General features: G+C 59.6%; 22 protein-coding genes and 1 pseudogene. All 23 read right to left on the bottom strand.

The genetic code is table 11. From position 1 onward, the window contains the following. Nucleotides 1–13: 13 nt before the first annotated feature. The 23 genes and pseudogenes from ACZZZM_RS15465 to pseC all read right to left on the bottom strand — a co-directional run bounded on the left by ACZZZM_RS15465 (nt 14) and on the right by pseC (nt 22,451). Nucleotides 14–964, bottom strand: coding sequence for a CgeB family protein (locus tag ACZZZM_RS15465; protein WP_463595969.1), 951 nt, complete (start codon nt 962–964; stop codon nt 14–16). Nucleotides 965–1,061: 97 nt separating this feature from the next. Further along, on the bottom strand, nt 1,062–2,342 hold the full coding sequence (locus ACZZZM_RS15470; RefSeq protein ID WP_463595970.1) for an O-antigen ligase family protein: 1,281 nt from the start codon (nt 2,340–2,342) through the stop codon (nt 1,062–1,064). A 19-nt stretch (nt 2,343–2,361) separates the two neighbouring features. Then, nucleotides 2,362–2,949 carry an acyltransferase gene (locus tag ACZZZM_RS15475; RefSeq protein ID WP_463595971.1) on the bottom strand — a complete coding sequence of 196 codons (588 nt, stop codon included), beginning with the start codon at nt 2,947–2,949 and terminating at the stop codon, nt 2,362–2,364. Further along, entirely contained in the window at nt 2,946–4,259 is a 1,314-nt protein-coding gene (locus ACZZZM_RS15480) for a lipopolysaccharide biosynthesis protein (RefSeq protein ID WP_463595972.1), read from the bottom strand. Before ACZZZM_RS15480 ends, ACZZZM_RS15475 begins: the two co-directional genes overlap by 4 nt. Nucleotides 4,260–4,709: 450 nt before the next feature. Continuing rightward, nucleotides 4,710–5,576 carry a hypothetical protein gene (locus ACZZZM_RS15485; RefSeq protein ID WP_463595973.1) on the bottom strand — a complete coding sequence of 289 codons (867 nt, stop codon included), beginning with the start codon at nt 5,574–5,576 and terminating at the stop codon, nt 4,710–4,712. Between the two features lie 12 nt (nt 5,577–5,588). Then, nucleotides 5,589–6,146 (bottom strand): hypothetical protein, encoded by a 558-nt coding sequence (locus ACZZZM_RS15490; RefSeq protein ID WP_463595974.1) that lies wholly within the window; start codon nt 6,144–6,146, stop codon nt 5,589–5,591. An 11-nt stretch (nt 6,147–6,157) separates the two neighbouring features. Beyond that, nucleotides 6,158–7,540 (bottom strand): capsular polysaccharide export protein, LipB/KpsS family, encoded by a 1,383-nt coding sequence (locus ACZZZM_RS15495; protein WP_463595975.1) that lies wholly within the window; start codon nt 7,538–7,540, stop codon nt 6,158–6,160. Continuing rightward, nucleotides 7,537–8,763 (bottom strand): N-acetyl sugar amidotransferase, encoded by a 1,227-nt coding sequence (locus tag ACZZZM_RS15500; protein ID WP_463595976.1) that lies wholly within the window; start codon nt 8,761–8,763, stop codon nt 7,537–7,539. The genes ACZZZM_RS15495 and ACZZZM_RS15500 overlap by 4 nt, the downstream gene beginning before the upstream one ends. After that, complete coding sequence (locus ACZZZM_RS15505) at nt 8,760–9,527, bottom strand: HisA/HisF-related TIM barrel protein (protein ID WP_463595977.1); 768 nt, start codon at nt 9,525–9,527, stop codon at nt 8,760–8,762. Before ACZZZM_RS15505 ends, ACZZZM_RS15500 begins: the two co-directional genes overlap by 4 nt. After that, on the bottom strand, nt 9,524–10,135 hold the full coding sequence (hisH, locus tag ACZZZM_RS15510; protein ID WP_463595978.1) for an imidazole glycerol phosphate synthase subunit HisH: 612 nt from the start codon (nt 10,133–10,135) through the stop codon (nt 9,524–9,526). Before hisH ends, ACZZZM_RS15505 begins: the two co-directional genes overlap by 4 nt. Further along, a complete protein-coding gene (locus tag ACZZZM_RS15515; protein WP_463595979.1) occupies nt 10,132–11,262 on the bottom strand; it encodes an N-acetyl sugar amidotransferase in 1,131 nt (376 codons plus the stop codon). Before ACZZZM_RS15515 ends, hisH begins: the two co-directional genes overlap by 4 nt. Beyond that, nucleotides 11,259–12,431 carry a hypothetical protein gene (locus tag ACZZZM_RS15520; protein ID WP_463595980.1) on the bottom strand — a complete coding sequence of 391 codons (1,173 nt, stop codon included), beginning with the start codon at nt 12,429–12,431 and terminating at the stop codon, nt 11,259–11,261. Before ACZZZM_RS15520 ends, ACZZZM_RS15515 begins: the two co-directional genes overlap by 4 nt. Continuing rightward, nucleotides 12,406–13,839, bottom strand: coding sequence for an MBOAT family O-acyltransferase (locus ACZZZM_RS15525; RefSeq protein ID WP_463595981.1), 1,434 nt, complete (start codon nt 13,837–13,839; stop codon nt 12,406–12,408). Before ACZZZM_RS15525 ends, ACZZZM_RS15520 begins: the two co-directional genes overlap by 26 nt. A gap of 341 nt (nt 13,840–14,180) precedes the next feature. Further along, entirely contained in the window at nt 14,181–14,948 is a 768-nt protein-coding gene (locus tag ACZZZM_RS15530) for a hypothetical protein (RefSeq protein WP_463595982.1), read from the bottom strand. Nucleotides 14,949–15,052: 104 nt separating this feature from the next. Next, nucleotides 15,053–15,577, bottom strand: a complete 525-nt coding sequence (locus tag ACZZZM_RS15535) for a GNAT family N-acetyltransferase (RefSeq protein WP_463595983.1) — start codon at nt 15,575–15,577, stop codon at nt 15,053–15,055. Then, the gene (locus ACZZZM_RS15540) at nt 15,574–16,848 is read right to left on the bottom strand and encodes a DegT/DnrJ/EryC1/StrS family aminotransferase (protein WP_463595984.1); all 1,275 of its coding nucleotides are present in this window, start codon (nt 16,846–16,848) and stop codon (nt 15,574–15,576) included. The genes ACZZZM_RS15535 and ACZZZM_RS15540 overlap by 4 nt, the downstream gene beginning before the upstream one ends. After that, nucleotides 16,845–17,843 carry a Gfo/Idh/MocA family protein gene (locus ACZZZM_RS15545; RefSeq protein WP_463595985.1) on the bottom strand — a complete coding sequence of 333 codons (999 nt, stop codon included), beginning with the start codon at nt 17,841–17,843 and terminating at the stop codon, nt 16,845–16,847. Before ACZZZM_RS15545 ends, ACZZZM_RS15540 begins: the two co-directional genes overlap by 4 nt. A 10-nt stretch (nt 17,844–17,853) precedes the next feature. Beyond that, nucleotides 17,854–18,171 carry an SAF domain-containing protein gene (locus tag ACZZZM_RS15550; RefSeq protein ID WP_463595986.1) on the bottom strand — a complete coding sequence of 106 codons (318 nt, stop codon included), beginning with the start codon at nt 18,169–18,171 and terminating at the stop codon, nt 17,854–17,856. Nucleotides 18,172–18,214: 43 nt separating this feature from the next. Then, nucleotides 18,215–18,901: pseudogene (locus tag ACZZZM_RS15555) on the bottom strand (N-acetylneuraminate synthase family protein); the annotation flags it as partial. Beyond that, nucleotides 18,898–19,536: a formyltransferase family protein gene (locus ACZZZM_RS15560; protein ID WP_463595987.1), complete on the bottom strand. Its 639-nt coding sequence runs from the start codon at nt 19,534–19,536 to the stop codon at nt 18,898–18,900. The gene ACZZZM_RS15560 and the pseudogene ACZZZM_RS15555, both read right to left, overlap by 4 nt. 5 nt (nt 19,537–19,541) lie before the next feature. Next, nucleotides 19,542–20,594, bottom strand: a complete 1,053-nt coding sequence (gene pseG / locus ACZZZM_RS15565; protein ID WP_463595988.1) for a UDP-2,4-diacetamido-2,4,6-trideoxy-beta-L-altropyranose hydrolase — start codon at nt 20,592–20,594, stop codon at nt 19,542–19,544. Further along, a complete protein-coding gene (gene pseF, locus ACZZZM_RS15570; RefSeq protein ID WP_463595989.1) occupies nt 20,591–21,289 on the bottom strand; it encodes a pseudaminic acid cytidylyltransferase in 699 nt (232 codons plus the stop codon). Before pseF ends, pseG begins: the two co-directional genes overlap by 4 nt. Nucleotides 21,290–21,293: 4 nt before the next feature. Next, nucleotides 21,294–22,451 (bottom strand): UDP-4-amino-4,6-dideoxy-N-acetyl-beta-L-altrosamine transaminase, encoded by a 1,158-nt coding sequence (gene pseC / locus ACZZZM_RS15575; protein ID WP_463595990.1) that lies wholly within the window; start codon nt 22,449–22,451, stop codon nt 21,294–21,296. Nucleotides 22,452–22,461: the final 10 nt, after the last annotated feature.

Consider the following 22,461-nt stretch of genomic DNA (forward strand, 5'->3'; position numbering starts at 1 on the left):
GCTCAGGCAGCGCTCAGGAAAGCAGTTGGGGAAGCCAATTGGCTAGGCTGTATTCCGTAAATCGATCCGTCGCGGCCAGTGGCTGTTCCAGGAAATCACGCGTCGACGCGAAGTCGAGATCGTTGAGCATCAACACTCGGTCAGGCGTGGCAAAGGGTTGGCCCACCATGTACGGATTTGTAGCGATGATTTTCATTCCGGCCGCCACATTTTCGAAGACACGCATCGTCATGCCGGTCTGCCGCTGACTGGCGAAATCGAACACCGCGACCGATTGCCGCATTATTTCGATTATCCCGCCGATACCGATCGAGCGGAGAGTCATGCCCGGCAGCCACATTCGCTTCAGGAGCAACTGCGCATAGCGCGGCGGGCTGCAATGCAGATGGAGCTTCAGCCGAAGCCCTTCGGCCGCGCAAAACCGATATAATTTCTGAACCGCTTCTGCCCTGGCCAGCGAGTGCATTGATCCCACAAAGTATATGTCGAACTGCAGCTCCGATCGGGTGTCGGGGACGGTATAGAATTCCGGTAACGCGAAGAGCGGCAGATATTGCATGCCGTAGGACTTGGCATCGACAGGATCGAACGTCGCAGCCTTATCGAACATCGGCAATTGCGGCCGATAATCATGGGTCTCGATGGAATCCCAATTGTAGAGGACAAAGCGGGCTTCCGCATGCTCAGCGCGAAGCTTTTGCAGATTTTCGGGCGAAATCTGATGCGCCTGAAGAAACAAGACGATGTCGAAGTGGCTATCTCGAAGCGGCGCCAGAACCTTCGCGTGATAGGCGTCGAGCAAGCGCCGGTGCTGGCGCCTCGCATATTTGCGAACGGTCTTGTTCCAAGTGCCGCGCGGCTCGATCGGCACACGAGTGACCTGATGGCCCGATCGAAGCATCTCTTCCTCAATCCGATCTGTGTAAACGTAATAATCACACGCGATAAAGAGGATTCGAGCCATAATAATGATCCTGGCCTGAAGAGCGCGGGTGCGGATCCTCAGGCATGAAAGTAACTGAAGAGCAGATTCGAAATAGATGGCGGCGACAAGGCCCCGATCATGGACGGCGAGCGGGGCCAGTCGGCAGGTTGGAAAAAGAGCGCACCGGAGGAACTTGCTTCTCGCCTTTTTTCCGGTTCGGATCTATCAACAACCCACTAAACATGAGCAACAGGAAGAATGGCGTCAGCGCTATGGACTCAGATGCCAATGATACGATCATCAGCACAAATATTATCAACTTGTGGGGGAAGAAGCGCTGCATATAAAACCCCCACAGCAGCAGAAAGGACATCGGGAAGCCCAGCATCCAGAACATCGAGACGATCCCGTTGGACGACGGGCGATCCACGATCAAATGTGCGGGCATTTCCGTTTCAGTGTATCCGTATTTCGCTGCTAGGTCGTAATAACGCTCATAATCAAATCCAATGCCGGTCAAGGGATAGCGTTCAGCCACTCGCATTCCGGTATGGAAATCATACTCACGCGCCTGTTTCGATCCGACGCCGACACCGTTGAACTTCGCATCAATATTGCTCTGACCGATAAGCATGACCGGGACGATTAGTATCGGCGCCATGAAGATACCAACGAGTTTTTCCGTCCAAGTGGCCGTCGGCAAGAGGCGAATATACCACAACCCCACCAGCGCGATGGCGATCATAATCCCCGTGGTCGATTGAATGGACATCACTGCGAAAAACGCCAGCGCCGCCTGCAATCGGCTTCGGAATACGAAAAGACAGAGGAACAGGTAGATATTCGCATAAACCTGGAACACGCCGGGTTCGAAGAAAAATCCATCCGGCCTGAAGAACCTCGTCGAGTCTTCCTGCAACACGTGGTATGTGAAGATGTATGCTATCGAATGATAAGGGACGTTCTCGCCATTCGGGATATCGCTAAACAAACCATTCGCAAACTCCGCGAGAAATACTGTTAGAATTGCCTGGCAGCTAAAAAAGAACCCGATTGGAAGCAGGTCTTTCATTAGCGTGTCGCGCGGTTCAGACACATATTGGCCCAACAACAGGATCGCCGCGAAGAAATTTGCGTAGCGGTTGGCTAAGCCCTCCACGTCAAAGCTCTGACCGCCAATCAGCGCGATGGCAAAGATGATAACCAGCAAGAGGCCAATGCCCCTCATTGCATTCCGGATTCCGAACGAGGGACCCTGATTGATAAAGCAGAGCATGAAGATGGCGCCGAGCATCGGAATGCGCGGCAGGAAGGGGGCGCCGCCACTCATCAGTATCCCGAGGAAGAGCGCAAGCACCCGTACGCTGCGGGCCATCGTCCATTCGCCAAAGAACCTCTGCGAGGTCGAAGCCGTCACGGACGCAACACTCACAGGCTTATTCACTGGCCGCAATCCACTTCTTGTCCGCTTCCGACCAACGCCGCACGATGCGTGCCGGAATTCCAGCTACCACGCATCGGGCGGGCACATCCCTGTTCACTACGCTGTTTGCGGCGACCACGCTGTTCTCGCCGATCGAGCAGCCCAATATCACAGCATTGTTGCCTACCCAGCACCCTCGGCCAATACGAGTATCCGGGAGCTGCCTCAATCCCTGATCCTTGATGGGAAGATGGGGGTCTGAAAACTCGTGCCCATTGTCTGCGATGAAAACTCGGTCTGCGATCAAAGCGCCCTCGCCAATTTCGACCGAGCGCGTGCAAACAATGTGCACATGATGCCCGACCAGACAATCGCGGGCAAAGCGCAATACCGGCGGTGCGTCATGGATTTGCACAGCCGTCAGGTAAGCGCCGTTCTGAACGGAAGCCCTCTCGTCGAAATGAATGAATTTGGCGCCGGCGATGTGCAGGGGCCGTTCGATGCGTGCCTTGCGTCCATACGAGCCGAACACGCCCATCACACGCCCTAGAAAGCGATAGAATAACGCAGACAGGAAATCGGCGATGCGGAAGTGGATCATTGGTGCGCGCCCTCTGCCGACGTTCGTAGAATGCGAAAAGCCTTATGGGATCTCACAACAACGAAATATCCGGAAACAAGGGCAAGCGCCGTCAAGGCATATGCGCCGGACCGTACCCACATCACCCCATCAAGCGAAAATGTCTGCCCCAGCGATATGACCGCGCCGAAAGCGCCCACCGTCGCAAGCGAACCTATACCATAAGCGACCAGGTAACTGCGATACCGGATCAGGACGTTGAATGTCATCGCGAACACCGAGCAAAGCGTGAACAGGAGCAGGCCCGGCAACAAGATCTCTACGTAGCGCAGATCCTCAACATACCTGGGCAGGAGGAGTTGAAGCACCGGCGCGGCTACGAACATCACAGCTATCACCGTTCCGGCGCAATAGATCGCCTGAATGCCCAGCATCTGTTTTATCGCGCGACGTACATCTGCCTCCTGCCCCGCAGAATAAGCGCGCACCATACGCGGCAAAAAAATCGCTTCTATCGACGTCGGGACCGTCTGGAACAGATTGACGAACAGCAGTGCAAGATAAAGGTGGCCGAGCGAGTCCAGCCCTAGGAAGGCCACGACGTACCACCGCTCGAGCTGCTGGTTGACCTGGAGCAAGATGCTGGTGAGAAACACCGCGAAGCCGCTGAAGAAGGCGCGCCCGATGAGCGCTCGATCGAGCGAAAACCCGCTTGGCCTCAACGACGGGTTTGCGTGCAAAACCAATATCACAAACACCAGCGGCTGTATCGCAACGGCAGCTAAAGCTGAGGCGAGCGGAGCAATGCCGACAAAGGCGAGAACCGCGACCGAGGCAAATGCCGAATAGGCCGTCGCCGAATTCAATTGCGAAAGCCTCTGCCCCGCGATCAATTGATTGGTCATCCATGTCTTTACGAGCGTGAGCATCCCTGCCCCGGCCCCAGATACCGCAACAAGCGCAACGGCCTGACCGGGAAGGATGCCAAGCACAAACGCCGTAATCGCAGCGGTCAGCAAGCCGATTATCGCCATGATCGTATACAAGAGATCGTTGATGCGCCCCGCCTCTTCGGACTGCGCTTCGCATAGGAGGCGGTACCCCCCGTTGATGAAGCCGAACTGCGTGACCGCAATCAGCATCATTATCGACTGCATCAGCGCGACCAGGCCGAGCTCTTCATAGCCCAGAACGCGCATCGTTACGTAGCTTCGGCCGAGAAAAATCAAGTTCACGGCGAGGTTGACGATCACATAGGCGCTGCGCTGGTCCGTCAAGGCGCGTCCGATCGCGAACCAGCCGCGGCCTAACCGGCCCGTGTCAGCAGACATGATTATATAGCCCGAATGGACCGCGGATCTTCCCCGTGACCGACCTGTTGCTTCGCTTAAGGGGAAGACAGCCGCGACCCGCTACGGCAAAATCGCTGGTGGGAAGGGGGAATGCCTTGAACCGGTCAGATGCGTGGCAATGGTGACGAAGCGCGGGGCATCGCCCGTATCGTCCCGGATTTATTCCCACCTGATTCAGCCCTCCGCGCCATCGTAGCGCCTATAGGGGCAGCCTCCTTCAGGCGCAACGACGCGCTCAGGCATGACGCGGTTCGCGTGTCAGGAGAATGGGCGGCAACCCACGGTCGTGGTAAGCTCGACATTGCAGTTGCCAAAAGGGGGAGTCGCCCGCTCCCGGGATCGCCCGGCCATCTGCGACCGACGCGTCGAGCTCCGCTGAAGCATATGCTTAAATCAACTGCCCGTCGCAGCCTCATCGCTACGGACGGATTACAGCGCGACCTCAGGCGAGACGTTGAAAATTCGGCGCAAATAGGCTTCCGAAAGGTCGGGACGCACCTTCCTCCCCTCCACTACTGCCTGCTTAGCATTCGCAGCCAATAGCGGCAACGCAGGTACGAAGGGGCGGCTGGTGTTAAAAGTCACGAAGATCGCAAAACGCGGCGTCTCGCAGCGACTGCCAAAATGGTAGCAAGCTGCGGGGTCTACAAAAACGGAATCCCCCGCGCGGCCGTAAAAGCGGCGGACGGTTCCGGAGCCTAGCTCCTCGGCAAAGACGTCATCCGAAATCCGCCGGATAAAGGGCGACGTACCGATGCGGCGCGTGTCCGCTTTATCAACGAAGCCGAATGGGCCGTGTTGATCGTCGAGAACATCGTTCAGATAGGCAACGCAGTGGAAAGACGTCGAATCGCCAAAATCCTTATGCCACATCTGGCTTTCGCGCAGCGGACCCTCGGTCGGGAACGAGTACAACACCTGAATGCTGTCGAACGTAAGCCGCCCGCCAAAATAGTCGTCCGCGCGATCAAGCACCTCCGGGGACAATGCGAAGCGGAAGACGGGGTTGTCGGCACTGAAATCGCCGGCCTCGAACAAATTCACAAACGGATGGCCCCGCTCGGTCGGCACGACAGCCTCCGCACGTGGCCGATAGATGTCCTGCATTCGAGCCAGTTCGGCGGCATCGATCGTCGGGCCGGGCGCATGACCCTGCGTTCCGACCTGTTCTATTATCGGAAAGCGCCATATCTGCCGCTGGTTCAGGGACCGGATGGTCTTCCCGACTTTCCCCGCATAGCGTATCGGCACAAGTCGCCAGCGCAACGAATGCAACGTGGATTTCAGAGCGTTCATAGCGCGTAACGCTTACACAAAAGCCCGCAGATGCGAAACCCACTCGTCGCCGGGAACCGCCTCGCCGATGCGCCGCGCTGGCACGCCACCATAGATGCCCGGTTCGGTAATCGACTTATTGATCAGCGACATCGAGGCGATCAGCACGTTATCGCAAATGTCGATCGGGCCGATTACCGTTGAATTAGCGCCGATCACGACGTTATCGCCGAAGGAAAACACGCGCTGGTTCGCGTGGCGAGCGAGATACTCCGGATCGAGCGGGCTGCGCCCGACCAGCTTGACTCCAGCCATGAGAGATACCCGGCCGGGAGAATATAGCCCATTGCCGCCGATCAAAACTCCGACCGGATGAGAAATCGCCAACGCTTTCACGTTCACCGTCCACGAAGTCACGTCCAAGCCGTAGATCTTCAGGATACGCCGGTCGATCCGCGCCGCGACGAGGCGTCCGATCAACGGCACATGGTTATAACAATATTTGGAAATCGCCATGCGCAGGCGGATATTGCGCTCTATCCACCATAGATCGCCCATAAATGCTCGGATGCGGCGCAAAAAGGTTTTCAAAGGCGTGCTCTTTATCCTGGAACGCAAGCTTCGACTGCAGTTTCCAGTGCTTTGACGATCAGCGCAATATTCCGATCATCGTACAATTCCGCGTGCGGGAATGGATTTCCTGCAATCGATATTTGCGCGATTCCGCCGATATAATGTTCCACATCCGCCCGCGAAGGACCCTCGCCAGGCGGATTTCGCAGGCGATCGCGCAAATCAGCCCAGCCTTCTACTTTCAGGCGAGGCAAGCTGTCGTAGAACGCTTCGCCAAGCATATAGACCGGCTTGTTGACGATCACCGCTTCGAGACCAACGGTACTGGCCAGCGTAACCACCCGTGACGCCTTTGCGATGAGCCACCGACTGGGAATTTCAGCCTGCAAGAAATAAAGGCCGGTCACTCGGCGACGAAGGTCTGCGAACTTCTTTTGGGCCAGAGATCCTATATCGACCGGATGTTCCTTGACCGCGAGAACCTGGTTCGGGCCGAGACATTTCAGGATGTTTTCAATGGACGAAACCTGGTCCGCGTAAAACTCCGCCATGTATGACAGGGTTGCCTCGGGCTCCTGGTGCAACGGATAATAAATGATCTCACGGTCTGCCGGGATATCGTCGACACTATCGTAATAGCGCCCCATCCCCCTGAAAAATACGCGCAGCCTCTTGGAATAATCCGCGAGGTAGGACTCGTATCGAAATCGGCGGTCAAACCAGCCTTTTTCGCGCACGAAATGTGCCAGCCATTGAACCAATCCGATCAGGACGGGCTTTAGCGCCCGCCGCCCTGCCAGGCTTTGAATATAAAAGGGTGTGTAATCTTTCGAGAGAATCGACCGCACGAAGTCATGAGCGCGCTCCAGCGAGGACGCGTCAGGCTCCTTACGAACAATGAACCGCCCGGAGAGCGTCATCGGATTGTCGATCCAGTAGAAATAGCCATCATAGGGGCAGTGCATTGCGGCCAGATACCTGATGCCGCGGCGGCGCGCCTCGATCAGCAAAACTTCCGAGATCTCGATCGCAACGATCTCGTTCAGTACCGCCACCGGCGAGTAGCGATCGAACAATTTTCGCCAGAAAGAAATTTCCTTGCCCAGAATCGCCAGACGATCGGAATTAGGAAACCGGCCGAGGAATCGGTCGGATACGAAAGAGGTGATGAGATAGCCAGGTTCGACATCGGCAATCTCGAGGCTGTCGAAATCCTCTTCGAAGCATGCCGCAACAATCTGGCCGCGCTGTTCGACAGCCAGCCGCTCGGCCCGGGTCAGCGTAACGAAAACCGAATGATATTGGTCGCTGATCAAGGTGGGAAAGAAATCCGCCTGGTATCCGCGCGCAAAGAACAAAAGGGTCGGCTTGTTATCCTGACCAGGACGAACACTCGCCATGGCGCCGCTCATAGCGGGTAACCTTTGCCCACGGTGATGTAGCGATCCTGCCCGGTATAATCGAGGCTGCTATCGGCACGAAAGCCGAGCCGTGCCTCAGCGGCATCCGTACTTTGCTCGGATCCCGTCTCGGCTCGCCGCAACCAACGACCTGGCGCCGTCTCGTTCCAAATTTTCGGGTTGCGGTGCTGATCCATGATGAAGTGAAGCCCGCGCTCCTGAACGCCGAGCCACTCGCAGAACTTGTCGAGATAGGCGAGAGGCCGGTCTTGATGGGCGGCAACGAGGGCGAGGCCTTCTCCGCGTGTCAGACGGCCATGGCGGATCTCGCGGCACGCATGATCGGTCACCTTGGAGTAACCGTGCTTGATCAACTTCAAATGGTCGTGAACGTCCATATAGTTCCAGCAATCAACATAGTCGTACGTGTCGAAGGTACGAGCGTAAAGGGCACCCTTGTAGCCGTGGCTGGCAACCATTGCTTCGTGCTGCGCTTTGGGATCCCAGCGAACGTAATTCCCGAGATAGATGCCGCGCACGCCGACAGCGGCGAGATCGGCATCGTCGGGATAGCGATATTGCCATACGTCCTCTTCGGTCAGCGTGTCGAAGATCGAGGTCAGATCGTCCGCCTCCCGACCCATCAGGTCGTGATCCTTGCGGTAGCGGCGGCTCATCTCGACATTATGTTCGTGACTGAACATGCCAACCTGCTCGAGACCCTGATGCGCGCCCCAGATGATGAGCGGCACATTGTAGCGCACCGCAGTCTGTACCGGGAATACGGTCTGTCCGGCCAGGCACGGCCAATACATGCTGCCGAACTGGCGCAGCGTTGCGCGAGTGATCCGCTTGACGCTGAGCGGGTTCACGTTCTGCAACAGGATGTCGCAATCGAATTTGATGCGCAGATTGGCGAGGTTACGGATGCCGAGCGGGGTATTGAAATATTTGTTGTAGCTGACGAGCAACGGATTGAGCCCCAGCCGCTCCTTCACGAGATGGACGATCCAGTGCGAATCTCCCGCTCCGCTGACGGGCACGATGCAATCGTAGGTGGCCTCACCCGTCGCGCGGTATGGGCGCACCAGCTCTTCCAACAGTCTCCAGCGCGCCGCCCAGTCCAGCGTGTCCTTTTCCTCGTGGATGCGGCAGCCCGAGCAGATGCCTTCGGCGTCGATGGTAAGACCGAGCGCGTGACCCGTGCTGTAGAGACAGCGTGCGCATTCGGTCATGCCGCGATCCTCCGCTGATAAGCGGCCGAACGTAGCGGCAAACCGGCAAGCTCAGCCTTGTAGCGCTGAATTGCATGCTCCTCGTAACTCAAGAAATTGCCGATGGCCGCAGCGGAAACATTCGTGCGGGCAAGGGCCGCGGCAAGGTCTGCCGACTCCGACAGGCCGCCAAAGCAAATCAACGGCACATGATCCGGGAGCACGCCGTCGAGGAGAGAGGAATCAAACGCGCCTGGCCTTCCTTCATGCCGCCAGTCGATGATCAACGCCTCTGAGATCAGGCACTCGTCGAGCATGTCGACGAGGGCAGGGTCCAGCGGAGACTCGGTCCGGTTGCGATGATCGCGCCACAGCACGCCGCTCTCGCCACGGCTCAGCGGCAATGCGGCGATCAACGCCTGCGAACCGAGCTGTTCGGCTATCGGGCGGACTTGCGACAGATCGTCATGCAGCAATGCATCGACGGCTATCCGGTCGGCCGCCGTCGCGACTGCCGCGGTCGCATCTTCGGCGTTGCGAATTCCTCCGGCGTAGATGAGCGGCGTCGACAGCCCAAGCGCGCTGATGCGGGCAAGCAGTGCCAGGTCGGGGCCCTGGCCGTCCCGGTCGATGCATTGGACCAAAATCTCATCGGCGCCCCAGCGATCGAGGTTTTCGACAAGGATCTCCGGCCGCCCGAGCGGCAGCCAGCGAGAATACCCAAAGGATTGCACCGCCCAGCCGTTCTTCACGGTCACGACGCCCATGAGCCGCTTCTTGATCACGCGCAAAGCCCCTCGATCACATTCTTCAGGATTTCGCGGCCCGCCCCTTGGCTCTTTTCAGGATGGAATTGTAACCCGACGATATTGCCGCGCCGTACGCCGACGACGAACGGCTCGGCCAGCCGCGATAGACACAATTGATATTCGGCCGGCGCCTCGAAGATGAAGCTGTGGTTGAAATAGACCGACTTGCCGTCGCTCGGCTGCACCATCGGGTCATCGCCGATCGCCTCGATCGTGTTCCACCCAATATGCCAGTTGCTTTCCCGAAACGGGGCCACTTCCCCAGGGATCAGGCCCAAGCCGGCAGTAACGCCATGCTCCACCGACACATCCGCCATGAGCTGCATGCCGAGACAGATCCCGATAAACGGTTTGCCAGCCCGTGCTTCACTTTGGAGAAAACCGACCAGATTGTGCGCGTGGAGCTTGGCCATCGCCGCCGGAAAGGCGCCCACGCCGGGAAGCAGTATCGCATCGGTCGCGCTCAAAACATCCGGATCGCTGCTCACGCGGCAGCGATAGCCGATAACGTGCAGCGCGCTGCGCACCGAGGCGAGGTTGCCGACACCATAATCGACAATGCCGATCGTCCGCTTCGGCATCATAGTCCGACGCCTACCGTATAACGCCGCTCGATCCGCCCATCTGGCTTTACGTCAAACAAGTCGCGGTTGACCGACGCATGCACCTGTTTCCAGAAATCACCGACCGAAATGCCAATATAATCGGCAAAGGCAGCGATATAATCGGGCGAACAGGCATCGTCATAGGCAGTCACCACTTCGATTGCTCGCTCGCGCGTCATCTGCCCCAGACGGATCATTTCATTGACATAGTCCGTGACCCTGCCGAAGCCGAACTTGTAGAATTTTATCATCTGGTTGAGCGTCACCCAATCCTCGTCAAGGCTGGTGACGCCGAGAAGGTCGCCGGTATTTTCGACCGTGTCCTCGCGGATGTGCAGGCCATAGCCGGCTGCATACATGCCGTTGTTGACCAGGCTCCAGTCCCCAAGAAACCAGCCGAGATAAACGATCTGCAACCCGTGCTCGTCGAAAGATTCGGGCGTTGGATAATGATACGGGATCATCTGCTTCGCATCGGGCCCCGCCTCGCGCATCCACTCCATTCCGCCCCCGGACAGTGTGTTCATGTAGCGCAAATTGTTGCCGTCGTAGCCGGTGTTCCCCAACGTCTTCAGATCGCCGAGCTGCAGTCCAGGATTCTCACCCCAGAGGATGAGCGGAATATCATAGCGAATTGCGAGTTGCGGTACCGAACTGAACAGCGCGAGTTCTGTCGAGCGCGCCCAGTTCGTGAATTTGTCGAAAGACGCGCGCATCAGATTTCGCCACACGCCGGGCGCGGGAGCGGAAATGACGACGTCGAAACCCTGTTCGATCAATTCCGAGATATTATCGGTGCCGCGTTGCGTGACTTGCTCCGGAGGATAGCTCAGGCAGGCCAGCAAGGGATTGAGCCCCAACTTGTCGCGCACCCACATCGCCTGTCGCGTTGAATCCTTGCCGCCGGACACGCCGATTATGCAATCGAACCCCTGACCGGCCTTTCGCCGGTACCCCGCGAGCAAGTCTTCCAGGATTTCGTACCGCTCCTGCCAGTCCACGTCCTGCAGGCGCGAGAAATAATCGCAAGCGGGGCAGATTCCGCCGGAGGTGAACTTGGTATTGGGCCGGGTGTCGGGTTGGAGGCAGCGCGAGCAATATTTCATCTAATATCCACACTCACACTACCTGATCGCAAAGGATCGTCCGATCTGAGAGCAAAAGCGTTCTGGCCGGCGGAAACGGCAGCCATAGCGTGATTTCCCGCCCCCTTGGGAAGCCGTTCCCTTATCGCCGGTGATGCCGAGAATCCAGCGAAAGCTGTCGGTCGTGAAGGATCAGACGACGCAGTTGGCGACTGGGGAGTCAACAGTGCCAAGTGTTGCCGGAAGATTTCGGTCTTCAACGCACGCCCTCTCGCGTTGAGATGGTCTGGGCCGTCGTAGAACAGCGCATCGGGGAAGCAGGCCACCGGCCGGGGCTGCCTCTTCGCGATGGCCGCATCGCTGGTAACCTTCAGGAATTCGCTCATGATAGCGCGGATCTGGGCGTCAAAACGCCGGCAGGCCGTCTCGGGCATCAACGGAGCAATGCCGACCACCTTGAAGCCCTTATCCGCAATGTGCTTCCGCACGAACCGAACGTAGCTCCGTACCGCCGAGAGACTGACTTCACCAGGAAGATCGTAACGGCTGAAATCCGGGGTCGGGTGAACCTTACCGAGATGCGAGACTACGTCGCCCTGCATGTTGAACGCCGAACGCCGATAGACGCCGGTCTCATGCGGCGGCGGCTTGAGCAGATATCGTCCTTCCTCGTACAGCCGGTAGATCACGACCGGCACGCATCGCGGGTGCCGCATGATCATGTCGGCTCGTTTGCTGAGGAACACCACGTCGCACAACGGCAGCGAGAAGCCCTCATCGACATCAAAGACGGAAATCTCGGGCGAGACCACGATCACATCGTTGGTCGGATCAAGATAGGGCTCGTACAGGGACCAAGTATTGCGAAAGCCGATCCCGGCCTGCACGCCGACGTTTAATACAGGCGTGCCGAGCTCCCTGCTGAGCGTCTCGGCCGACACCGAGAGCCCCATCCCTGATCCCCCGAGCAACACGATCCTCGGCTTGCCCTTGCTCGACGCCAGCATCTTCTGGCGATCGAACACCCCCATGAGATAGCGTTCGTCGCTCGCCTGCGAGAGCGGCGTCGATAGATGCACCGCAAGCAGCGCCGCGACAATTCCCGAGAAGATCAGGACGAACAGGGCTATGCGACGCCGCGCTGAGCGCACAGCGACCAGGCCCTCAAAACTGGAAATAGATGAAGGCATTTAGATCGGTGACCATCGCATTATTGACGAGGACGGCAAGCAACATAGCAGCGAGAAGCGATGCCTGAAGCGGCGCTCGAGCGCGACCGCGAACCCGCACGTCGGGACCATCCTCAAGCCGAACGTCACGCCGCCATATCAAATCTACGAAGATCATCAGAGCGACGTAGAAAAGTGCTGCTCGCGACCCTCCGGGAATCGCAAAGTCCGTTACCATCCGACGCAAATAAGTGGCTGCCACCTGCAAGGTCGGACTGCGGAAGATAATCATCGTCGGAACCACGACCGCCATGGTGATCGCCCAGCCGGCGAAAGTGCGCCAGATCTGGCTTCCGCGCGCAAGTTTGGCGGCGCGAATGCGGCGTTCGGCGACCAAGGCAAGGCCGTGGACCCCTCCCCACGCGATGAAGGTCCAGTTCGCACCGTGCCACAAACCACTCACCAAAAAGGTGCCGATCATCGCAAGGGTTATCCGCCCCTCGCTGCGTTTGCCCTTGCGGATCAGCGCATAGACATAGTCGCGGAACCAAGCGGTGAGCGACATATTCCAGGACTTCCAGAACCCGCTGATCGATGTGGCGAAATAGGGCGTCTGGAAATTAGTGATGAGCTGGAAGCCCAAAATCGCCGCTAAGCCGATGGCTATGGTCGAATAGCCGCAGAAATCCGTATAGATCTGCGCCGAGAAATAAATGCCTCCCAGCAAAAGCTCGCCACCGCTCAAATTATTGTAATTGGCGAATATCCGATCGACTTCGGGCGCGAGATTATCTGCGATCACAACCTTTAGGAACATGCCGAAGATTATCAGCGAGACGCCCTGATATATCCAACGCCAGTCGAAATCGGTTACGCGGCGGAATTGCGGTAACAACTGCATTGCCCGCTCGATCGGTCCGGCTACGAGCTGTGGGAAAAAAGCAACCCAGGTTGCATAACGCAAAAGGCTGCGCTCCGCGGGGTAACGACGATAATAGACGTCGATGGCATAGCTCATTGTCTGCAGCGTGTAGAATGAGATGCCCACCGGCAGCAGCACGTTGAGCGTCCAAGCATGCACGGTGAAGCCCATCGCCTCAAGGAGCTCAGCAAGCTGGGTCGAGAAGAAATTATAATATTTGAAGATAGCGAGTATCGTTAGGCTGACAGCTACCGAGAAGAGCAGCAAAGCCTTACGCGCGCGCGGGCTTTCAAGGCTCTCCAGCTTGATCGCGACGGTGTAGTCGATCAGCGTGCTGAGAGTGACCAGTCCAAGATAGCGCCAGTCCCACGACCCGTAAAAGACGTAGCTCGATACGAATATGATGAGGTTTTGGACCGATACTGAGCGGAAGGTAGCAGCATTTAACCTCAGCAGCACGAATACGAGCGCGAACAACAGCCAGAATGTGCCCTGAGTGAACAGCATTAGAGACTGGTTCCCGCTTCCAGCCGCTTCGGCGCGCGGTCAGGACATACAAAGAGACTCGCTATGTCGCGCAGGAGCACGACAAGAATCTTTGCGCCATGATACAGGCCGCGTTGAGATAGCTTGGATCGCTTAGCCGCCATCCCCCAGCTGAGTGGTGGGGCCAGCAGCGCCCACCACATCGACTTGCGCAACCGCGTCATCGGATGAGCTCCCAAACCACCAGGCCGTTATGCGCTGAACGGAAGATCGTGGCACCGGGCATACGGGAAGAAAGGTACGAGCAACGGCCAGCACTTACCTTGAGCGAATAGCATTTTGATCCGAGCCCCCTTCCCCACTTATTCGATGCCCGACGGCACCAGATCGCGCAAGCGCAAGATGAAATCGTGCGGCAACGGGCATGGTGGCGCCCAAGGGGGCAACGTCGAGATCGCAATTCGATCCGCCGCCATGGCGATTACCAATGCGAAGGACTGGAGCCCCGCAACCCAGCGTGCATCGTGCAGCGCCGCGCCCATGTCAGCAGAACTGTCGAGCGAGCTACCGGGATGTGCGGCGATCCAGGCGTCGTACTTGCCGGGAGGATCGGAAGGGTGCGGGCGAATGCGCAAGTCGGCGTCGGGTGCGATCCCCGCTGCGGCGCGGTTAAGGACGAGATGATCCAGCGCCTGGAACTCGCCGGGCACGCCCCGTCCCCAATCGCTGCGCGCGGGCTCGGACACGAAGAGCAGGTCACCTCGTGCCGGCACCGGCCCTGCCGCCGCGGCCTGCTCGGCGAGATAGAGGTTGGATTTCTCCTCGACCGGCACTTCCGGTATGGCGCGGCGCGCCTCGGCGACCGCATATCCATCCGTCACCCAAAGCAGGTCGGGCAGGACTTCAGCGGCCTCCCACTCAAACCGCATGCGGTAATTGACCCAATGATCGATCACCGCGATCGAATGGAGCCCCCTAGCTTTCGCTACAACGCGCGCATCATGCTCGAAACTGCTAGCCCAGCCGGTACCCGAAAGGAGCGTCGCGGCTCCTTCGAGCGCGACTTCGGGCGGTAACAACGCAATGTCGGGAAAGCGGGCAGCCCATAGCTTCGCTGCGGGACCAGCCATTGCAGGACGCAAATTCGAGGGTCGCTCCGCTTCGATCCAGGCAAGGATGAGGTTCGCCGCCCCGGCATCGTGGGCCACGACCGCGACCGGACCGGCGAGGCCCATCATGGCGCAAACTTGCCGTACAGAACGATGTCTTGCGGTTCGCCGTCAACCAGCTCCTGCGCAATGCGACGGCCCTCCAGCGCCATGCCGGATCGCTCCATGAGTCTGACCATTCCCGCATTGCAGCCAAGCGTGCCGGCAGTGACCTTGCGAATATTGGGACGCGACAGCAGCCATTCGAGCAGCAAATTCCACGCATCCTGACCATAGCCCCCGCCCCAGCAGTCGCGGCTACCAATCATGATGCCGACATCGACCGTGCCGTGCTGGACCGATCGATACGCAGTCATCGTACCGATCGCGCGGCCATCGCGCGTCCTGATGGACACGAAATGGTTCGCGCTCCCCTCGAACGAGCGAAGATAGGCCGCGCAGCTTTCGAGATCATGCTTGCGAAAGCGCTGGTTCGAAAAGCGGACCACCTCCGGATCGTTGAGCCAACCAACATAATCCGCCGTCAGGTCGTCCTCGGTGAAGCTGTCGAGCCTCACCTTTTCTCCGACGAGGTGGATGGCGTCGCTCACCCCTTCAGTTCGTCGAGATTGTCCCAAACCTTGCGGAAGGCCGCGACGATCAGGTCTACGTCCTCAGGATAATATTCACAAGCGCAAAGATTGAGGCCGAGGAAGGTCTTGGCGTGCAGTTCCTCCGCTATCGGGCAAACGCCCGCGCCGTAGGCGATCTCGCGATCGGCGATCGTCCAGGGGAAGCCCTTGGTGCCATAGGCGATCTTCTGCGTGAAGATCGGGAGCAGATGCAGATTCTGATAGCCCGCCAGCATGCTCGGCACGCCCTCGGCCTTCAGCGCCTCCATTAACTTCGGGCGGGAGACGCCAAGCCCATCGACGTCGACTTCCATGCCATAGACATAATAGACATGGGTGCCGTCGGGCTCGACGAGCGGCAGGGTCAGCCCCTTGAGCCCCGCCAGACCCTCATTGAGTTGCTGCGCCGCGCGCTGACGGCTCTTCACGCGGCCCTCGAGCTTGTCGAGCTGGACCGAAGCGATCGCGGCCTCGATCTCGCCCATGCGAAAATTGTAGCCGATCATGTTGGCGAGATCGGCGGGGTTGTCGCTCTTGATCACCGATTCCGCGTGGTTGCGGATCAGCTGGAGCCGTTCGGCCAGACGATCGTCATCGGTGACGAGCACGCCGCCTTCGCCGCAATGGATATGCTTGTGATAATTGAGGCTGAATCCGCCGATATCGGCGAGCGTGCCGGTGAAGCGATTGCCCGTGGTCGATCCCGGCGCCTGGGCGGTATCGGTAAGCAGCTTCAGGCCATGCTTGTCAGCGATGCCGCGCAGTGCGGTCATGTCCGCCGACTGGCCGAAGATATCGACAGCCATGATCGCCTTGGTCCGCGGACCGATAAGCTTCTCGACGCTGGCCGGATCGATGTTGAAGCTGCGCCGGTCGATATCGGCGAATACGGGAATCGCATTCCAGTGAAGGATCGCCATGGCGGTAGCCGACATCGTCCAGGGCGTCGTGATGATCTCATCGCCCGGCTCGATACCAACGGCGCCGATCGCGGCGATCAGGCCCGAAGTCCAGCTGTTGACGGTGATCGCATGCTTGACCCCGAAATACTCCGCCGCCTTCTTCTCGAAGGTGCGAACCTCGGGTCCGCCGAGAAAGAACTCGCCCGGCGCACCGATAAAGGCCGAAAGCACACCGGAGCGCACAACCTTCGCCGCGGCCTCGACCTCGTCTTCGCCCATCGAGCGGAAAAGCTCGAGTTCGCGCGGGATTGCGGGGGTGCCGCCGTTGATTGCGAGATTGGCAGTCATTGTATCGTCCTTTGCGGGTGGGCGCCGGCAGGCGCAGCGTCACGAATGGTTTCACACAAAATCTGGGCGGCCAGCGCATTGCGCGCATCGCTTGCGAGTGGAGCGCCGTTATCAATTGCATCGGCCAAATTGCCGACCGCCGCAATCATCGCGGCATCATATTCGCCTTCGCGCCACTCGGGAGCGCCAAGACTGCGATAGCCGGCGAAGGTATCGCTGGGACCCGCCTTGCGCACAGACCAGGCCCGGCCGCCGTCCAGCATGGTCACGGTTCCGGCCTCGGTTACCAGAGTGAGTTCGAACAGCGCATAATCGCGGGCATCGCCCACCGAGAGCGTGACCGGCACACCGCTGCGGCTGACGAGCAGCGCGGCAACGCTGGGATCGTCGTCCCAGAAATCATGGACCGGCGGCGCGCTCGCGAGCATTTCGATCTCGCCGAGCAGCAAGTGGAGAAGATCCGCCATGTGCCCACCATTATGGATCACGCCCTTGGTATAGATGCCCGATGCGGAGCGCACCTTGCCCCACGCTCCATCGCGCAACTCGGCCGCAAGCTGGACGACATCCGGAGCCCAGCGGCGATTGAAATTGACACCGAGCAACACGCCTTGCGCGGCGCAGAGCGCGGCAAGTTCACGCGTTTCTTCGGAGGTCTTGGCGACGGGCTTCTCGCAGAAGATCACCCGCGGGCACAGCGCCAGCGCCGCTTCGACATGCACGCGGTGATATTCGGTGGGCGAGCAGATGCTGATCACCGCAAACCGCCCAGGCGCGGCACTCAACGCCTCGACGTCCGCGGCGCCGTCCGCCACGCCCCAGCGCGCCTGGAACGCCATACGACGCTGCTCGTCGGGATCTACGCACGCCGTCACCTTGAACGCCGGGTGGCGCTCAAACGCTCCGGCATGGGTAAGCGGCAGCAGGTCCGGTGCACGCTCCGCATCGAACCCCCCTGCGATCAGCCCGCACCCGATGATCAGTACCTCGTGCACTGCATCCTGCTCAGGAGATAAGGTCCCAATCGACCGGGGTACCCGCCGTCACGGCGCGATTGACGCGCTTGCCGAGCATCTGATCGTAGAATTTGGGGGGCAAGCCATAGCCCGGCCGGATGATCCGCAGCAATTCCGCCGTGAGTTCGGCGCCCTCGGGCAGGTCCTTGGAAATGTAGAGCGAGCGGCGGAAGATACGCGAGTTCTCCTCCGCCTTGGTGCCGCCATAGGTGACCTTGCCCACCGCCTGCCAGGCGCGCTCGGTTTCCTGGCGGAGCGTGGCGAATTCCTCGGGCTCGAGGCTGAAGGTCGAAATCGACCCCACCATCGGCACGGCGCAGCGTGAAGTGCTTCTCGACCAGCACAGCCCCCATTCCGACCGCGGCGACGGCGACGCCGCAACCCATCGTATGATCCGAAAGGCCTACATCGATCGCGAAGACGTCGCGCATGTTCGCAATGGTGGAGATGTTCGTATTTTGCGGGGTCGCGGGATAGGTGCTGGTGCACTTGAGGATCACGATCTGGTCGTTGCCCGCTTCCCTGGCGGTGCGCACGGCCTCGTCGATCTCCGCAACGGTTCCCATGCCGGTGGAGATGATCATCGGCTTACCGGTTTTCGCGACCTTCCGGATCAGCGGCAGATCGGTCATTTCGAAGGATGCGATCTTGTACGCGGGGGCGCCGAGCTCTTCGAGGAAATCGACCGCGGTTTCGTCGAACGGCGAGGAAAAGCAATGGATGCCATGGCTGGCGGCACGTTCGAAGATCGGCTTGTGCCACTCCCAAGGGGTATGCGCCTCGTCATACAGCTCCCAGAGCTGACGGCCGGCCCACAGGCTATTCGGATCCTCGATCACGAAGCCCGGCGCACGGACGTTCAGCGTCATCGTGTCGGCCGTATAGGTCTGGAGCTTGACGGCATCCGCACCCGATGCCGCGGCGGCATCGACAATCTCCAGCGCCCGATCGAGCGACTGATTGTGATTACCCGACATTTCCGCAATCAGATACGGGCGCGCGCCCGGCCCCACTTCGCGATCGCCAATCCTGATCATGCTTCCATCTTCTCGATTCGGACGCGGTACTTCTGACCGCGATGTTCAAAAAACGCTGGATATCGGTTCGGATCAGCAACCCGAAGGAGATCAAACGAGTCGGCGATAGAACGGGTCGGGTCGATCCGACTATCCTCGGGGGTACGCTTCGGCAGGTAGGTCGGTTCGCCCTCCTGCTTTCGCGGCTCCACCTGATTGATATTGTCGAGCGCCCAATCAAGCAACTCGATCTCGGCAGCAAACAGCTTTTCGTTGATCTCGTCGAACAACTCGGTGCCGTCGAGGACGATTTCGCGTTGCGCCCACACATCGCCGGCATCGACCGCTTCGGCGGCTTCGAGCAGCGACACCGTCACGCTGTTTGCGCCCGACACGACCGCCCAGATCAGCGGCGACCAGCCTCGGCCGTTCGGGACGTCGCTGGCGTGCACTACAAGCACATGACGAAACAGATCGCGCTCGCGCTGGCGGATGATCTGATGGCACGAGATCAGGAAAAGCAGGTCGCCTGCTTCCAGTTCCTCCCTAGTCCGCAGGATACGGATGTCCGCACGCGCGGCATTCTCGCGCGCCCAGCTTTGCAGCCACGCGTTTACGGGATGCTCGGGATCGCTGCAGAGGACGTCAATCTTCATGGAGCTCAATCATCTTTCTCGCGACCCGTTGCGCCCCGAGCCCATCGACCAAAACCCGCGACTTCGCAGCATATTGCGCGCGCAGGTCCGAAATCATCGATCAGGGCCGCAAGTTCTCTAGCGATATCGTCGCATTCGAGCGAATCGGCGACTGCAACGACATGCTCGGCAACGAGCAGGGGCAGCACCAATTCCTGGTTATGCGCCACGACGAGAAGCAAGGTCGGCGCTCCGATGCAGCACCGTTCCCATGTTGCCCCGCCGGCCGCGCCGATTTGGATGTCGTGCCGGGCGAAAAAAGCAGCCAGATCCGGCAAGTCGAGGCTCAGCTCGGTATCGGGGCGCTGCCCCACTGCCGATCGCAGCGTGGTGAGATTGGGATTCGCCGAGGTCGAGACGATCTCGACCCGTCCGCCAAAGCCAGCCATGTCGATCGCCTGAAGCGCCAGCGCAGAGAAATTGCCCTGGTCGATCCCACCCAGAAATATGCCGATGCTCTCGACGGCACGCTTTGGCGCGTAGCGTTCAGCATTGGCAAAGGCGGGCCCGAGCAGGGCGAAGCGCGGGCCGCCCAGCAACAGCGTTTCCCCACCGATTTTGCTCGAATATTTGGCGCGGTGATCGAGATCGTAATTATGGTCGATAAGCAGATCCGCGGCGAGCGGCCGGTCTGCAACATCGTCGATCACGGCAATCTTGCAGCCAAGCTCGGCGCGCATGCCAAAATGCCAGTCAGCATCGAAAGCATAGCTGTCAACGACCAGCCAGTCCGCCCCCCAGTCATCGAGCGCGGCGGCGGTATCGCGCACATCCTGCTCAGCGCTGACCTCGGCCCATTTGGCATGCGGCACGCTCGATACCGGCATGTCGCCGACCGGCGCAGGCAATTGCCGCACCGCGAAGGGCATAATGATGCCGGGCGCGTCCACCCCCAGATCACGCGTGACGAACAGCACGTCCACGTCGCATGCCGCAAGGGCATGAGCAAGCGAGAGACAGCGGCGGACATGGCCGGTGCCGATCGCCTGCGAGGCATCGACCCGGATCGCGACCTTCACCGGTCCGGCATCTGCGCGATGACGCGGTACAGCGCCTCCGCCCGCTCCCAATCAGCTGGCGTGTCGATGTCGACGACGCGCCATTCTGGCAGCACGATCGCACGGCCATTGGCATGGAGGTTCAATCCCGCCAGCCAAGCCTCCGAGCGGCCCCAGTAGAACTGGCCGGCGTCATGAAATGCCGGCTCCAGGTCCTGCGTACGCGTGCTGACATATTGCGGATTGAATGGCTCGACCTTGCCCTCGGCATCGCGCTTGAGTGCGCGCTGGATCGGCGAAGGGAAGCCGGTGACAGGGAAGGTATAGCCAGAGCCGCCATGCGCCTCGAGCAGATCGAACCCGGCAGCAAGGTCCGCGGCGCGAATGAAGGGTACGCCCGGATAGATGCAGCATGCATGGGTGACGCCCCAGCCGAGCGCGTTACATGCTTCGATGGCATGCTGGATCACCGGCACCGTCGGCGTATGATCGTCGGCAAGCTCGGGGGGGCGGCGGAAAGGCAGTTCCGCGCCATGCGCTTTTGCCACCTCGGTGATCTCGTCATCATCGGTCGTGACGATAACGCGATCAAACTGGCCACATGCCAGTGCCGCTTCGATCGCGTATCCGATCATCGGCTTCCCGGCGAAGGGCTTGATGTTCTTTCGCGGGATGCGCTTGCTGCCGCCGCGGGCAGGGATAATCGCAACCTTCATCGCCTCAGCCGATCAGCTTGCTGACGGTTTCGACGACACGGTCCTGCTGCTCATCGGTCATTGCCGGAAAGAGCGGGATCGAGATCGCACGGTCATAATAACGCTCGGCATTGGCGAAATCGCCGCGCTTGAAGCCCAAGCGCTTATATTGCGGCTGGGTGTGGATCGGGATGTAATGAACGTTCACGCCGATCCCGGCGTCACGCATTCCGGCAAACACATCGGCGCGCGAAGCGGCGACTTCGTCACCCAATTCGATTGCGTACAGGTGCCACGCCGATTCACGATCCTGAATCCGTGCCGGCAGCTTGAGCGGCATTCCAGCGAACAGCCGGTCGTAGCGGTCTGCACGCTCGACACGGAGGCGCTGCCATTCGTCAAGCCGGCTCATCTGCGACAGGCCTAGCGCCGACTGCATGTCGGTGAGACGGTAATTATAGCCGAGCGCCACCTGCTCGTAATACCAGCCGCCTTCCGGCTCGTTTTCCATCTGATCGGTGTCACGCGTCATTCCGTGCGAGCGCAGCAGGCGCAGCGTTTGAGCGAGCGCGTCGTCATTGGTCGTGAGCATCCCGCCCTCGGCGGTGGTGACGATCTTGACCGCGTGGAAGCTGAACACGGTTACATGCGCCCAAGCGCTGCCCACCGGTTCGCCCAGATATGAGGCGCCCGTCGCGTGGCTGGCATCCTCCAAAATCTTGAAACCGTAACGATCAGCGAGCTCGCGCATCTCCTTGAGATCAACCGCGAGGCCGGCGAAATCGACCGGGATGACGACCTGCGGCAGCCGGCCTGCTTTGTCTGCCGCTTCCAGCTTTTCTGCCAGCGCCGCGACCGACATGTTGCGTGTCACAGGATCGATATCGACGAAGTCGATGTCGGCTCCGCAATAGAGTGCGCAATTGGCCGAGGCGATAAAGCTGTTGGGGCTCGTCCAGACCAGCGACCCTGGGCCCACGCCCAGCGCAAGACAGCCAATGTGCAGTGCCGCGGTGGCGTTGGACACCGCAATGGCATGGCGCACCTTGTGCCGTTCGGCAAAGGCCGCTTCGAACGCAGGGCCGGACGGCCCCTGCGTTAGAAAGTCAGAACGCAGCACGGCAGTCACAGCTGCGATGTCGTCGTCGCTGATATTCTGGCAGCTGTAGGGGATGAACGACACCGGTACCTCG

The organism is Sphingomonas sp. AC522, from assembly GCF_979258125.1.